General features: G+C 64.7%; 12 protein-coding genes and 1 other annotated feature. Of the genes, 6 read left to right on the plus strand and 6 right to left on the minus strand.

The window, feature by feature from the left end; all coding sequences use genetic code 11:
- Nucleotides 1-19 precede the first annotated feature (19 nt).
- Nucleotides 20-1,372: a DUF3696 domain-containing protein gene (locus tag ACW171_RS05310; RefSeq protein WP_492096052.1), complete on the plus strand. Its 1,353-nt coding sequence runs from the start codon at nucleotides 20-22 to the stop codon at nucleotides 1,370-1,372.
- A complete protein-coding gene (locus ACW171_RS05315) occupies nucleotides 1,373-1,849 on the plus strand; it encodes a hypothetical protein (protein ID WP_492096053.1) in 477 nt (158 codons plus the stop codon).
- A gap of 5 nt (nucleotides 1,850-1,854) precedes the next feature.
- Here the strand turns inward: ACW171_RS05315 and ACW171_RS05320 are convergent, their stop codons facing one another.
- Nucleotides 1,855-2,415, minus strand: coding sequence for a DUF2239 family protein (locus ACW171_RS05320; protein ID WP_492096054.1), 561 nt, complete (start codon nucleotides 2,413-2,415; stop codon nucleotides 1,855-1,857).
- A gap of 160 nt (nucleotides 2,416-2,575) precedes the next feature.
- On the opposite strand from ACW171_RS05320, the gene ACW171_RS05325 reads away from it, so the two are divergent.
- Nucleotides 2,576-4,327 carry a hybrid sensor histidine kinase/response regulator gene (locus tag ACW171_RS05325; protein WP_492096055.1) on the plus strand — a complete coding sequence of 584 codons (1,752 nt, stop codon included), beginning with the start codon at nucleotides 2,576-2,578 and terminating at the stop codon, nucleotides 4,325-4,327.
- Here the strand turns inward: ACW171_RS05325 and ACW171_RS05330 are convergent.
- Entirely contained in the window at nucleotides 4,324-4,686 is a 363-nt protein-coding gene (locus ACW171_RS05330) for a phage holin family protein (RefSeq protein ID WP_492096056.1), read from the minus strand. The two genes, ACW171_RS05325 and ACW171_RS05330, sit on opposite strands and share 4 nt — an antisense overlap.
- Before the next feature lie 152 nt (nucleotides 4,687-4,838).
- Here ACW171_RS05330 and ACW171_RS05335 point away from each other — a divergent pair, with 152 nt between their 5' ends.
- On the plus strand, nucleotides 4,839-5,147 hold the full coding sequence (locus ACW171_RS05335; RefSeq protein WP_492096057.1) for a CsbD family protein: 309 nt from the start codon (nucleotides 4,839-4,841) through the stop codon (nucleotides 5,145-5,147).
- 73 nt (nucleotides 5,148-5,220) lie between these two features.
- Here ACW171_RS05335 and clpA read toward each other — a convergent pair whose 3' ends face one another.
- From clpA to ACW171_RS05350, 3 genes are all read right to left on the minus strand, one after another.
- A complete protein-coding gene (gene clpA, locus ACW171_RS05340) occupies nucleotides 5,221-7,536 on the minus strand; it encodes an ATP-dependent Clp protease ATP-binding subunit ClpA (protein WP_492096058.1) in 2,316 nt (771 codons plus the stop codon).
- Between the two features lie 12 nt (nucleotides 7,537-7,548).
- On the minus strand, nucleotides 7,549-7,881 hold the full coding sequence (clpS, locus tag ACW171_RS05345) for an ATP-dependent Clp protease adapter ClpS (protein ID WP_492096059.1): 333 nt from the start codon (nucleotides 7,879-7,881) through the stop codon (nucleotides 7,549-7,551).
- Nucleotides 7,882-8,142: 261 nt separating this feature from the next.
- Entirely contained in the window at nucleotides 8,143-9,624 is a 1,482-nt protein-coding gene (locus tag ACW171_RS05350; RefSeq protein WP_492096060.1) for a SulP family inorganic anion transporter, read from the minus strand.
- 36 nt (nucleotides 9,625-9,660) lie between these two features.
- Nucleotides 9,661-9,721, minus strand: a sequence feature (sul1 is cis-regulatory element that is thought to sense ions involved in sulfur or methionine metabolism; They are found in Alphaproteobacteria).
- A 184-nt stretch (nucleotides 9,722-9,905) separates the two neighbouring features.
- On the opposite strand from ACW171_RS05350, the gene ACW171_RS05355 reads away from it, so the two are divergent.
- Nucleotides 9,906-10,448, plus strand: a complete 543-nt coding sequence (locus tag ACW171_RS05355; RefSeq protein ID WP_492096061.1) for a biliverdin-producing heme oxygenase — start codon at nucleotides 9,906-9,908, stop codon at nucleotides 10,446-10,448.
- On the plus strand, nucleotides 10,445-13,021 hold the full coding sequence (locus ACW171_RS05360; protein ID WP_492096062.1) for an HWE histidine kinase domain-containing protein: 2,577 nt from the start codon (nucleotides 10,445-10,447) through the stop codon (nucleotides 13,019-13,021). Before ACW171_RS05355 ends, ACW171_RS05360 begins: the two co-directional genes overlap by 4 nt.
- 74 nt (nucleotides 13,022-13,095) lie before the next feature.
- On the opposite strand, the gene ACW171_RS05365 is transcribed toward ACW171_RS05360, so the two are convergent.
- Nucleotides 13,096-13,599 (minus strand): phasin family protein, encoded by a 504-nt coding sequence (locus tag ACW171_RS05365; protein WP_492096063.1) that lies wholly within the window; start codon nucleotides 13,597-13,599, stop codon nucleotides 13,096-13,098.
- Nucleotides 13,600-13,697: the final 98 nt, after the last annotated feature.

Genomic DNA, 13,697 nt, shown 5'->3' on the forward strand with positions numbered 1-13,697 from the left:
AAACAAGCGGAACGACTAGATGCTAACCAAGCTAAAGTTCGAAAACTTCAAAACCTGGAAGAAGGCGGAGCTCCAGTTCGGCAGCATAACTGGCCTTTTTGGTACAAATTCATCGGGCAAGTCCAGTCTCATTCAGTTTTTGCTGATGCTCAAGCAAACGAAGGAAGCTACTGACCGAGCTATATCTCTTGATCTGCGTGGTATATATACTGATCTTGGAACGTTCTCCGACGTAATCCATCGGCATAATGAGTCATTGAATCTGTCGTGGTGCCTTTCGTTTGCACTAGACCATGAATTTTCCGTCAGCGATCCTTCTTCGAAGCGGACCAAGGCTCTCGTTCGATCGACTTCAGTTTCAGTGGCTGGAGAAGTGAGGTCCAGCTCATTGGGACCGATTTCTAGATATCTAAGCTACGAAGTCGGAAGTTTACAGTTCACCCTTTCTCCCAAGAAGAGCGAGGAAACTGCTTTTGATCTAAAGGCAACCGGAGATGACTTCCGCTTTATAAGGACACCTGGCCGAGCATGGCAGCTTCCTGGCCCAATTAAATCATATGCTTTCCCTGATCAGGCGCGCACATATTATCAGAATGCTTCGTTCCTTGCCGACTTGGAAACAGTTTACGAAAACGAGATAGACAAAATTTACTACCTTGGCCCTCTTCGCGAATATCCGAAGAGAGATTACACTTGGGCCCGCACACGACCACGAGACGTTGGCGTGCGGGGAGAGAAAGTTATTGACGCCATATTAGCCGCCACAGCGGCGGGTGAGCGTCACAACTTAAAGCCAAAAGGACACCTAAAGAGCTTCCAAGAGATGGTTGCCCATTGGCTCTCTGAAATGGGTCTTATTCAGAGTTTTTCTGTCAAAGAACTCGCAAAGGGATCGAACTACTGGCAGGCATTGGTTACAACGCAAAAAGGTGGGCCGCCTGCACTATTGACCGACGTTGGGTTTGGCATATCTCAAGTGCTACCGATTATCGCGTTACTATATTATGTCCCGCGCGGATCAACCGTAATTCTAGAGCAACCAGAGATCCATTTGCACCCTTTGGCACAAGCTAACTTAGCTGACTTGATCATAAACGTGACCAAGAACCGCGGCTTGCAAGTGATATTCGAAAGCCATTCTGAGCATTTGTTGTTGCGCATGCAACGCCGGATAGCCGAAGAAGAAGAAGATCCAGAAAATGTTAAGCTATACTTCTGTCGGTCGGACGCAGGGGAGTCAGAGCTTGAGGAGCTCCGTGTGGATGATCTCGGCCAGATAGAGAACTGGCCTGATCACTTCATGGGAGATGCATTCGGAGAAACACTCGCCGCTGAGCGTGCTCGCATCAAACGCCTCCAGACGAGCACATAAGTGCGCTGTGCTGTAGACACCAACGTATTAATCGTCGCAAATGGTCGCGATTCAAACGCTTCGCCGGGTTGTCGCTTAGCAACTGTAGATTTTCTTGCTGACTTGATAAAAAATGGCCGGCTGATAATCGATGACGCAGGGCTGGTGGAGGAGGAATATAGAAAAAACATAGATTTGGGCCAGCCTGGCGTTGGAAATCTGTTTTTTCAGCATTTCATCGGATCCGCCTCAAACCGTCTAGAGCGAATTACGTTGGAGAAAGCAAAAGATGGCAGCTTTGTCGATTTTCCTAATGTTTCAACTCTAAAGAAATTCGACATGAGCGATCGTAAGTTTGTTGCGCTTTCATGCAAAGCCAACTGCGCCGTTGCCAACGCTACTGACACCGATTGGTTAAACGACAAGGCTGAACTGGAAAAAAATGGAGTCAAGCTCCATTTCATCTGCGGATGCGACAAAGCTAAGTGGTTCACGTAGTCTGTTCAAATATCTTTGACACCGGCTAACCCCGCCGCATAACCCCGCACCCCCTCCGGCCACCCCGCCACCGCCGCCTCAAACCCCGGCTCATCCCCCGCGAACAGCATCCGCGTCGCCTCCTCATACCCCGGCAGGTCCCCCGCCACGGCGGTCATGAAGCGGTAGGCCGCCTCCCGGCCCTTGCGCACCCGGTCCGGCCCCTCGGCCTCGCGCAGCGCCCCCTCGACCAGCTTCCTCAGCGCCACCGACGCCCCGCCGGGCTGGGACGCCAGCCAGTCCCAGTGGCGCGGCAACAGGGTGACCTCGCGCGCCGTCACCCCCAGCTTCGGCCGGCCCGGCCCCCTCTTCTCCTCCACCGGCAGCGCCAGCCGCGCCAGCACAGCCTCCAGGTCGCCGCGCAGGTCGAACTCGACCGGCCGGGCGTCGGCGTCGTCGAAAACCAGCACGCTTTCGCCCGCCTCGACCGCCGCCTTCACCGCGGCCACGACCTCGCGCGGCGCGCCCGAGGCTATCCGCCGATGGCCGGCGAAGGCGGTGCATGATTTCACGTCGGCGGCGGCCATGGGCGGGTCTCCAATAGGGTCGCCAGGATTTACCCGGACGAAACAGATGGAGTCAATATCGCCCGGACGAAACCTGGATTTCGTCACAGTCTCGGTTCTTGACCCCTCCTTAAACCCGACCCGATAAGCTTGGCCGCAGTCGAAGCGTATCGGTGAGCTGATGGTCCGGAACAACGAGTACGTACGGGCCTACGCCGGTCGCTATGGCGACATGTTCCCGGTGCGGATCGCCTCCATCGTCGGCATCGTCCTGGTCGCCCTCTGGCTTCTGGACTGGACTTGGGCGCTGAACTTCGCCGTCTTCCAGCTGGGCCTTTATGCCGTCCTGTGGACCCGGGTCGACCGGGCGCTGCGCCATCCCGAGGCTCCCAGCGCATTTCAGACCCTGAAGCGCTGGACCGAGGCGGTCACCCTGGGCCTCGCCCTGCACACCGCCGCCTTCGTGCTGATGCTGGCCGCCACTCAGCCCGCCTACCAGCGGCACGCCGTTCTGCTGATCATCGGCAATCTGATGGTCGGCGCGCTTCAGGTGCATATCAGCCGGCTCAGCTTCGCCTTCGCCGTCGTACCGGCCTCCATGGCGTTCGGCTTCCTGGTCTGGCGGCGGTCGGGCGACGATGTCGCCCTGATGATCTGCGTCGCCATGTTCGTCATCGGCATCATCGGCGCGGCCTGGCGCCAGATGCAGACGGACCGCCAGACCGTCCAGCTTCAGGTCGATCTGACCGCACGCACCGCCGCCCTGGAGACCGCCCTGATCGAGGCCGAGGCCGACCGCGCCCAGGCCGAGCGCGCCAACCAGGCCAAGTCCCGCTTCCTCGCCATGATCAGCCACGACGTCCGCACCCCGCTGAACATCATCATGGGCGTGGTGGCGGTGCTGAAGCGCAGGAAGCGTCCGAAGGCGGAGGCCGAACTGGTCGCCGACATGGGCGACGCGGGCTCCATGCTGCTGCGCCTGCTGAACGGCGCGCTGGACCTGTCGAAGATCGAATCCGGCCAGATCGAGGTCCGCCCCGCCCCCGTGGATGTCCGCGAGGCCCTGGAGAGCGTGGCCCGTGTCTGGCGCCATCGCGCCGACGAACTGGGCCTGAGCCTGGTCGTGGACTGCGAGGGCGATGCCGAGGACTTCCGCGTCCTGGCCGACGAGGGGCGCATTGAACAGGTGGTGATCAACCTCATCTCCAACGCCCTGAAGATGACGCCTGCGGGCCAGGTGCGCCTGCATGTGCGCGCCCGCCCGACCAACGACGGCGCGACGACCCTGGACATCGAGGTCCATGATCAGGGTCCCGGCGTACCGGAGGATCAACGCGCCCGCATCTTCGAGCCGTTCGAACAGCTGGAGGCCGGCCGCGCGGCGGGCGGCGCCGGTCTCGGCCTCGCCATCTGTCGCTCCAGCGTCGAGGCGATGGGCGGACAGATCGGCGTCCGCTCCGCCGAGGGCGGAGGCGCGGTCTTCTGGGTCCGGATCACCGCCGAACGCTCGGATGCCCCGACCGCAACCGCCCCGGCCTCGCACGGGCAGACCGGCGTCCTGTCCGTCCTCGCCGCCGAGGATCACCCCGCCAACCGCAAGCTCCTGGCCATGCTGCTGGAGGGTCTCGACCTCGAACTGACCCTGGTCGAGAACGGAGCCGAGGCCGTCGCCGCCGCTTCGGCCACCGCCTACGACCTGATCCTGATGGACGTGATGATGCCGGTCATGGACGGCGTCGCCGCGCTCCAGGCCATCCGCGCCGCCGGCAACCGGGTCCCGGTCCACATGCTGACCGCGAACGTGTTCGAGGACGACGTGGCCCGCTATCTTGCGGCCGGCGCCGACGGCGTGCTCGGAAAGCCCTTCGACGTCGCGGCGCTGCACGCCCTCATCGCGCAGGCCGCCACGCCGCCGATGCGCATGGTGGGTTAGTCCGCGCGGACCCGACGCTCGTCCGGGATGATCGATCCGGCGATCCAGCTGACCACCCCGGTCACGATCGCCGCGCCGACGCCCGCCCACAGGCCCTCGACCACGAACCCGCCGAGGAACATGGCCACCAGACCGATGGTCGCCGCGTTCACGACCAGCAGGAACAGGCCGAAGGTGATCACCGTCAGCGGGAAGGTGACGAACACCAGGATCGGCCGCACGATCGCATTGACCAGCCCCAGCAGCACCGCCGCCGCGATCAGGGATCCGGTGGAGAGGAACTCCACCCCCGGCACGAGGTAGGCCGCCAGCCACAGCCCCAGGGCCGTCACCACCGCCTGCAGGATGAACCTCAACATGGTCGTCTCGCTCCCGGTTTCGCCATTATTGCAACGCTTCATATCGGTCCGCACCGACCGCCTCGCAACCTTCAATGTTGGAGGAACCGGGGCGGTTCACGCGCGCTATTGCGACACGCCTCCCCGGCACACCCCATCTGAAGGACGATCCCATGACCGACCAACGTATCGAAGGCGCCGCCAACGGCGTCAGCGGCAAGATCAAGAGCGGCCTCGGCAACCTGACCGGCGACACCAAGCTGCAGGTCGAAGGCAAGTTCGACGAAGTGAAGGGCAAGGCGCTCGACTACTACGGCCGCGCCATCGACAAGCTGGACACCCTGTCCGACCGCGCCCCCGAAGACCTGCGCGGCCCGGTCAAGAGCGGCCTCGACTTCGCCCGTCGCAAGCCCCTGCTGACCACCGGCATCCTGGCCGGCATCGCCTTCCTGATGGCCGGCTCGGGCCGCCGCCGCTACTAGGCTTCAGCTACCAGACAAACGAAAGGCCCGGGATCGCTCCCGGGCCTTTTGCTTTGAGCGGAGGCGGCGGTTGTTACACCGTCTCCCCGTCGACCGTTTCCTTCACCGGACCGCCCGAGGCGGCCTTGATGTCGAAGACGATCTTGCCGTCCTTCAGCTCGACCTTCACATGGCCGCCGCGCGTCAGGCGTCCGAACAGGATGTCGTCGGCCAGCGGCTTCTTGATGTTTTCCTGGATGACCCGGCCCAGGGGGCGCGCGCCATACAGTTCGTCGAAGCCGTTCTTGGCCAGCCAGTCGGCGGCGTCGTCGGTCAGTTCGATCGTGATGTTCCGGTCCGCCAACTGGGCTTCCAGCTGCAGCACGAACTTGGTCACCACCTGACGGATAACCTCCGGCTGCAGGGCCTTGAAGCTGACCACCGCGTCCAGACGGTTCCTGAACTCCGGCGCGAACAGACGCTGGATGGCCTTCTCGTCCTCGCCCTCCACCTTGCCGCGGCCGAAGCCGATGGAGGCGCGGGCGTTGTCGGCGGCGCCGGCGTTGGTGGTCATGATCAGGACGACGTTCCTGAAATCGACCTTCTTGCCGACCGCGTCCGTCAGCATCCCGTTGTCCATGACCTGGAGCAGGATGTTGTAGACGTCCGGGTGAGCCTTCTCGATCTCGTCCAGCAGGACCACGGCGTGCGGATGCTGATCCACGGCGTCGGTCAGAAGCCCGCCCTGGTCATGCCCGACATAGCCCGGAGGGGCCCCGATCAGACGGCTGACCGTGTGCCGCTCCATATATTCCGACATGTCGAAACGGAGCATCTCGATGCCCAGGGTGGACGCCAGTTGCTTGGCCACCTCCGTCTTGCCGACGCCCGTCGGGCCGGCGAACAGAAAGGATCCGATCGGCTTCTGCGGATCGCGAAGGCCGGCGCGGGCCAGCTTCATGGCCGAGGCCACCTGTTCGATCGCCGCGTCCTGACCGAAGACGGCCCGGTTCAGGTCCTTCTCCAGCTCGCGCAGGCCTTCGGTGTCGGACTTGGAGACCGACTTCGGCGGGATGCGGGCCATCTTGGCGACGACGGCCTCGACCTCCTTCTGGCCGATGACCTTCTTGCGCTTGTTCTCGGGCAGCAGCATCTGCGACGCCCCCGCCTCGTCGATCACATCGATCGCCTTATCGGGCAGTTTGCGGTCGGTCATGTAGCGGGCCGACAACTCCACGGCCGAACGGATCGCCCCGTCGGTGTAGCGCAGCTTGTGGTGGCCCTCGTAGGCGGTCTTCAGCCCCTTCAGGATCTTCACCGTGTCCTCGACCGTCGGCTCGTTGACGTCGATCTTCTGGAAGCGCCGCACCAGGGCGCGGTCCTTCTCGAAATGCTGGCGGTACTCCTTGTAGGTCGTCGACCCCATGCAGCGCAGCGAGCCCGAAGCCAGGGCCGGCTTCAGCAGGTTGGACGCATCCATCGCCCCGCCAGAGGTCGCGCCCGCGCCGATCACCGTGTGGATCTCGTCGATGAACAGGATCGCGTCCTCGTGGTTCTCCAGCTCCTTCACGACCTGCTTCAGCCGTTCCTCGAAGTCGCCGCGATACCGCGTCCCAGCCAGCAGGGCGCCCATGTCGAGCGAGTAGATGGTCGCGCCCTTCAGCACGTCCGGCACCTCGCCCTTGACGATCTTCAGCGCCAGACCTTCGGCGATGGCCGTCTTGCCGACGCCGGGTTCGCCGACCAGCAGCGGGTTGTTCTTGGTCCGGCGGCACAGGATCTGGATCGCCCGGTCCACCTCGGCGTGACGGCCGATCAGCGGGTCGATCTTGCCGCTCTTGGACTTCTCGTTGAGGTCGACGCAGTAGGCTTCCAGCGCCTCCCCGCCCGACTTCACGGCGGCGGCGTCCTCGGCCTCCTCCGGCGACTGGCCACCGGTCTTGGCAGGACGCACGTCGCCGCCCTGCCCCGCCTTCTTGGCGATGCCGTGGGCGATGTAGTTGACGGCGTCGTAGCGCGTCATGTCCTGCTCCTGCAGGAAATAGGCGGCATGACTCTCGCGCTCACTGAAGATGGCGACCAGCACATTGGCGCCGGACACTTCCTCGCGGCCCGAGGACTGGACGTGGATCACCGCGCGCTGGATCACGCGCTGGAAGCCTGCGGTCGGCTTGGCGTCCTCGCCGTCCGAGGTCGCAAGCGCGGCCAGGTCGGTGTCGACGTAAAGGGTCAACGCCGTCTTCAACGCGACCAGTTCGACGTTGCAGGCCTTCATCACGCCCGAGGCGTCGGGATCGTCGATCAGGGCCAGCAGCAGATGTTCGAGCGTCGCATATTCGTGGCGGCGTTCATTCGCGTAGGACACCGCGCGGTGCAGGGTCTCTTCGAGAGGACGTGAAAACGAGGGCATGGGGAGATCCTCTCAGTCTTTTTCCATAGTGCATTGCAGCGGGTGCTGGTGACGGCGCGCCGTCTCGACCACCTGGGCGACCTTGGTTTCGGCCACTTCGTAGGTGAAGACGCCGCAGACCCCGACGCCATGCTGGTGCACATGCAGCATGATGCGGGTCGCGTCCTCGCGGCTCTTCTGGAAGAACCGCTCCAGCACATAGACGACGAATTCCATCGGCGTGTAGTCGTCGTTCAGGATCAGCACCCGATAGAGCGAGGGCTTCTGAAGCTTCGGTTTCGTCTCGGTGATGGTGCCGGAGCCGAAGCCCTGATCCTGTCCTTCACCTGGCCGTTTGGTTGGCATCCGTGGTCCGTCATTTCGGGGGAGTCGAAACGCTATGTAGGGAGCGTCAGCCGGTTTTGTAGGGATGTCCAGTCACGGCTGTCGTGAACGGCTGTCCTCAAACCCCCTGCACCCCCGCCTCCCCACCTCCGTGCACCCCGGCGAAGGCCGGGGTCCAGATGGCGAAGACGGGCGTTCGAGCGGACAGCCCGGTGCAAAATCCAGCCATCCCGTCTGTAATCTGGCCCCCGACCTATACCGGGGTGCACGGTGGGAAAGGACTTAGTGCGCGCCCGCCGGTATCGGGCCGCCCTTGTCGCTCTTGCCGACCCGCCCGATCAGCGTGCGCCCGGCCTCGTTCACGCCCGTGACCACGACCTCCGCCCCCTGCCTTCGATAGCGGAACACGACCTTGTCCAGCGCGGCGACCCCGCTCAGGTCCCACAGATGGGCCTCGCTCATGTCGATCTCGACGCGCGTCGGATGGCCATGATGCTCGAAGCTGGCGGCAAAGACATCGGCCGAGGCGAAGAACAACTGACCCGAGACGCGATAGCGCAGCACGCCCTCCTCCACCGTCTCGATCTCCCGGACCACGATGGTCTTGCCGACCTTGCGCATGAAGAAGATCGCCGACAGCACGACGCCCAGCACCACCCCTTTGGACAGGTCGTGGGTCGCCACCACCGTCGCGGTCGTCGCCACCATGACGATCGACGACTGGATCGGCGTGGACCTAAGCTTCAGCACCGAGCCCCAGTCGAAGGTCCCGACCGACACCATGATCATGACGGCGACCAGGGCCGCCATCGGGATCTGTGACACCCAGTCCCTCAGCGTCAGCATCAGGATCAGCAGGAACAGCCCGGCCCACAGGGTCGACAGCCGCCCTCGCGCGCCCGACGACACATTGATCATAGACTGGCCGATCATGGCGCAACCGGCCATCCCGCCGAACAGGGGCGACAGGATGTTGGCGATGCCCTGCCCTCGCGTCTCGCGGTCCTTGTCCGACGGCGTATCGGTGATGTCGTCGATCAGGTTCGCCGTCAGCAGGCTTTCCAGCAGGCCCACGAAGGCCAGGGTGAAGGACACCGGCGCGATGATGGCCAGGGTCTCCCAGGTCAGGGGCACGGACGGTAGCTGGAACCACGGCAGGGTCGAGGGCATCTGCCCCATGTCGCCCACGGTGCGCACATCCAGCTTCATCAGGATCACGACCGCGCTGATGACCACGATGGCCACCAGCGGCGACGGCACGGCCTTGGTCAGACGGGGCAGGCCGTAGATGATCACCAGGGCTGCGGCGACGAGCACATAGGTCATCCACCCCATGCCGATCAGCTCGGGCATCTGCGCCAGGAAGATCAGGATGGCCAGCGAGTTGACGAAGCCGGTCATCACGCTGCGACTGACGAACTTGATGTACCGCCCCAGCCGTAGCAGGCCGACGACGATCTGGATCACACCGCACAGCAGCGATGCCGCGAACAGGTATTGCAGCCCGTGATCGCGAACCAGCCCTACCATCAGGAGCGCCATCGCCCCCGTCGCCGCCGAGATCATCGCGGGCCGCCCGCCGACGAAGGCGATGGTCACGGCGATCACCACGCTGGCGTAGAGGCCCACCGCCGGATCGACGCCGGCGATGATGGAAAAGGCGATGGCTTCCGGGATCAGGGCCAGGGCCACCACGGTACCAGCCAGCAAGTCGCGGCGCGGACTGGCGAACCATTGCTGGCGCGCCGAGGCGAGGATGGACATGTGAGATTTCATTCAGCTGGGCGCTGTTGCGCGCCCGGTTTCCCGACGGATAGGCGGACGGGATAGCCACTGATCCCGCTGACGGGCTCAGTCCGAGTTGAGACGCCGCTGATGCCCTCTGAGGGGATGTAACGCAACCCACCCCTGCCTCCCTGCCTCCCTGCCTCCCTGCTCCAGGCGCCCAGAGCCTCGTGTCCGCGACCGCACCGAGCGCCCAAGCCGCTGGCCTCTCGCGGAACCGGCCCCTAAATAACGCCTATGATCCAGTCGCCCACGCCCGCATGAGCGCCCGCTTCGCCTTGAGGGCCGCGACCTCGCACGCGCACGAACGGCTCGACGCCCGCTTCTCCACCTTCGACCTCGCCCACCCCGTCGACTACGCAGCCTTTCTGCGCGCCCAGGCCGGCGCATTCTTCCCCATGGAGGACGCCCTCGACGCGGCGGGCGCCGAAGCCGTCATCGCCGACTGGCCCGAACGTCGCCGTTCCGCCGCGCTGCGCGCCGATCTGACGGCCCTCGACCTTCCCGAACCGGTCCCCGTCCCGGTCCCCGCCCTCATCTCCGAAGCCGCCATCCTCGGCGCCCTCTATGTGCTGGAGGGATCCCGGCTCGGCGGCGCCATGCTGGTTCGCGCGGTCCCCGTCACATGGCCCCGCAGCTTCCTGACAAGCGGGAACTCGTTGTTATGGCGCGCATTGGTCAAGGTTCTGGATGAACGGCTAAGCTCATCGACCGATCTCGCCGTCGCCACCGCGGCGGCGTCCTCGGTCTTCGAAGCCTTTGAGTCCTCCGCGTCAAATATTCTTGGAGACGACAGGACGTGACTGACGGCTACCCCGACAATCTGTCGGTCGATCTGACCAACTGCGACCGCGAGCCGATCCACATCCTCGGCGCGATCCAGCCCGTCGGCTTCCTGATCGCCCTGACCGCCGACTGGCTGGTCGCCCGCGCCTCGGCCAACATCGGCCAGTTCATCGGCCGCGAGCCCTCGGACCTGTTCGGCCTGCCGCTCGATCAGGTCTTCTCGCCCAAGGCCGTCCACGACCTGCGCAACCGTTCGGCCATTCTGCGCGGCCCGGACGCCGTCGAGCGGCTGTTCGACTGCGCCCTCGTCTCACCCGATACCCTGTTCGACATCGCCATCCACTTCTCAGGCGGTCAGGTCGTCATCGAGGCCGAACCGGCGTCCGGCGAGCATGGCGACGCCTCGGGCATGGTCCGGTCCATGATCACCCGCCTGGATCAGACCGCCGACTTCCCGGCCTTCTTCCGCGAAGGCGCACGCCAGGTCCGCGCCCTGATCGGCTTCGACCGCGTCATGGTCTACCGGTTCGCCGCCGACGGCTCGGGCGAGGTCGTGGCCGAGGCGGTCAAGGCCGGCATCGGCCAGTTCATGGGCCTGCGCTATCCGGCCTCCGACATCCCGGCCCAGGCGCGCGAGCTCTATCGCCGCAACATGCTGCGGATGATCACCGACGTGAACGCCACGCCGGTGCCCATCCTCCCTCAGCGTGACCAGTCGGGCCAGCCGCTCGACCTGTCCCTGTCCGTCCTGCGCGCCGTCTCGCCGATCCACATCGAGTATCTGAAGAACATGGGCGTCCAGGCGTCCCTGTCGATCTCGATCATCGTCGACGGCAAGCTGTGGGGCCTGTTCGCCTGCCACCATTATTCGCCCCGCTGCCCGACGTTCGAGCGCCGCTCGGTGTCCGAGCTGTTCGCCCAGATGTTCTCGATGCGTCTGGAAAGCCGCGAGCGTCAGCAGACGGTCGAGTACGAGCGCCGCGCCCGCGACATCTCCGACCAGTTGCTCGGCGCCGTCGCCTCCGACGAGACCCTGCTCAAGGACCCCGACTGGCTGGGCGACATCCTGACCCACGCCATCCCGGCCGACGGCGTCGGCGTCTGGCTGGGCGGCGCCCACGCCTTCTCGGGGACCACCCCGCCGATCGAGGACTTCCGCCGCATCGTCCGCGCCCTGAACGGCACCGCCGCCGGCAAGGTCTTCGCCACCGACCACATCGGCTCTCTGTTGCCGGACGCCGAAAGTTTCGCCTCGGAAGCGGCCGGCCTCCTGGCCATCCCCATCTCGCGCAGCCCGCGCGATTACGTCGTCCTGTTCCGCAAGGAACTGATCCACTCCGTCCGCTGGGCCGGTGACCCGCACAAGCCCGTCGAATACGGTCCCAACGGCCCGCGCCTGTCGCCCCGCGAAAGCTTCGCCGAGTGGAAGCAGCTGGTGGAGGGCCACTCCCAGCCCTTCACCTCTTCCGAAGTCCGCGTCGCCGAGACCCTGCGCGCCACCCTGATCGAGGTCGTCCTTCGCCTCGCCGACGAGGCCTCCGCCGAACGCCAGCAGTCCAGCGCCCGCCAGGAACTGCTGATCGCCGAGCTGAATCACCGCGTCCGCAACATCCTGGGCCTCATCCGCGGCCTGATCCGCCAGTCCAGCACCGACGGCGGCAGCGTCGAGGACTTCGCCGCCGTGGTCGACGGCCGCATCCACGCCCTGGCCCGTGCCCACAATCAGATCACCGACGACCACTGGGGCCCCGCCCCCATGCAGGCCCTGATCGACGCCGAGGCAGCCGCCTTCGTCGACGACCACGACCGCATCGTCACGCAAGGCGAGGCCATCTTCCTCAACCCGAACGCCTATTCGACCCTGGCGCTAGTGGTCCACGAACTGGTCACCAACTCCAACAAATACGGCAGCCTCTCGGTCGAGGGCGGCAAGGTCACGCTCGGCTGGCATCGCCACGGCAAGGGCGACCTGATCCTGGAATGGCGCGAGACCGGCGGCCCCGAGGTCACGCCCCCGACGCGCAAGGGGTTCGGCACCACCATCATCGACCGCTCGGTCCCCTACGACCTCGGCGGCAAGGCCAGCATCGCCTACGACCCCAAGGGCGTGCACGCCACCTTCTGCATCCCGGCCCGCCACCTGTCCGAGCCGCGCCAGATTCCGACCGGCGCTACGGTCCGCTATCCCCGCCCCGCCGTCGGCCACCCCCAGGCCATGCCGGCCGCCATCCTCAAGGGCCACGACATCCTGCTGGTCGAGGACAGTCTGATCATCGCTCTGGACGCCGAGGACATCGCCCAGCGTCTCGGCGCCGAGAGCGTCACCACTGCGGCGACGGTGATGGGCGCGCTCGATCAGATCGAGGCCCACAAGCCGACCGTCGCGATGCTCGACATCAACCTGGGCGACCGCAACTCCTATCCGATCGCCGACCGGCTGGCGGAGCTGCGCGTCCCCTTCCTGTTCGCGACCGGCTACGGCGAACAGGCCAACCTGCCCACCGAGCACCGCGGCCGTCCCGTGGTGCAGAAGCCCTACACGGTCGAGAACGTCGCCCGCGCCATGGACGGTCTGCTGGGTCCGGTCTGAGCGCCGGACAAGCAAAAGGCCCTCCGGATCGCTCCGGAGGGCCTCAGCCTAAGCTACACTAGGAACAGGTCGCCTTAGCGGGCGGCCTGGAACTTCTCGACCGAGGCGGTGACGCGCTCGTTGATCGGCTTGAAGCTGTCCTTGACCGAACCGGTCAGGGTCTCGGTCATCTTGGTGACTTCCGAGAGATAGGTTTCCATCGCCGACTTGGCGAAGTTGGTCTGCAGCTCGATCAGCTCTTGGATCGAACGGGCCTGCGAGATCGTCTGGGCGGCGGCGACGCCGTTTTCCCAGCTGGTCTTGCCGTAAGACAGGGCCTGGGCCGACAGGGCCTCGGCGCCCTTCTGGGCGGCGGTGGCCGAAGCGGTCAGGGCTTCGAGGTTCTGCTTCGACTGGGCCGACAGTTCAGCCATCGAGGCGGTGGTCTTTTCCATGCCGTCGCGCAGGGCTTGCGTGCTCGTGGCCTGGAACTTCTCGGCGCCGGCCTTGAACTGCTCGGTCTGGGCCTTCTGGGCTTCGATCGTGGCGGTGGCGGCTTGTTCGACGGTCTTCTTCGCGTTGGTGACGGTGTCAGTCATGATAGTCTCCTGAACCAGTGATCACGGCCGTTACTTCGACAGACCGCTGAATGTTTCTCTCCCCGGGCGAGTCCCGGTTCGACGTGGCTGATATGGTG

This window comes from Brevundimonas sp. FV1ye28, from assembly GCF_058681135.1.

Bases quoted from the DNA above. Each gene is read 5' to 3' on its own strand.
- ACW171_RS05310 (WP_492096052.1), top strand. From the start codon at position 20: ATGCTAACCAAGCTAAAGTTCGAAAACTTCAAAACCTGGAAGAAGGCG.
- ACW171_RS05320 (WP_492096054.1), bottom strand. From the start codon at position 2,415: ATGGCCGCCGCCGACGTGAAATCATGCACCGCCTTCGCCGGCCATCGG.
- ACW171_RS05325 (WP_492096055.1), top strand. From the start codon at position 2,576: ATGGTCCGGAACAACGAGTACGTACGGGCCTACGCCGGTCGCTATGGC.
- ACW171_RS05330 (WP_492096056.1), bottom strand. From the start codon at position 4,686: ATGTTGAGGTTCATCCTGCAGGCGGTGGTGACGGCCCTGGGGCTGTGG.
- ACW171_RS05335 (WP_492096057.1), top strand. From the start codon at position 4,839: ATGACCGACCAACGTATCGAAGGCGCCGCCAACGGCGTCAGCGGCAAG.
- clpA (WP_492096058.1), bottom strand. From the start codon at position 7,536: ATGCCCTCGTTTTCACGTCCTCTCGAAGAGACCCTGCACCGCGCGGTG.
- clpS (WP_492096059.1), bottom strand. From the start codon at position 7,881: ATGCCAACCAAACGGCCAGGTGAAGGACAGGATCAGGGCTTCGGCTCC.
- ACW171_RS05350 (WP_492096060.1), bottom strand. From the start codon at position 9,624: ATGTCCATCCTCGCCTCGGCGCGCCAGCAATGGTTCGCCAGTCCGCGC.
- ACW171_RS05355 (WP_492096061.1), top strand. From the start codon at position 9,906: ATGAGCGCCCGCTTCGCCTTGAGGGCCGCGACCTCGCACGCGCACGAA.
- ACW171_RS05365 (WP_492096063.1), bottom strand. From the start codon at position 13,599: ATGACTGACACCGTCACCAACGCGAAGAAGACCGTCGAACAAGCCGCC.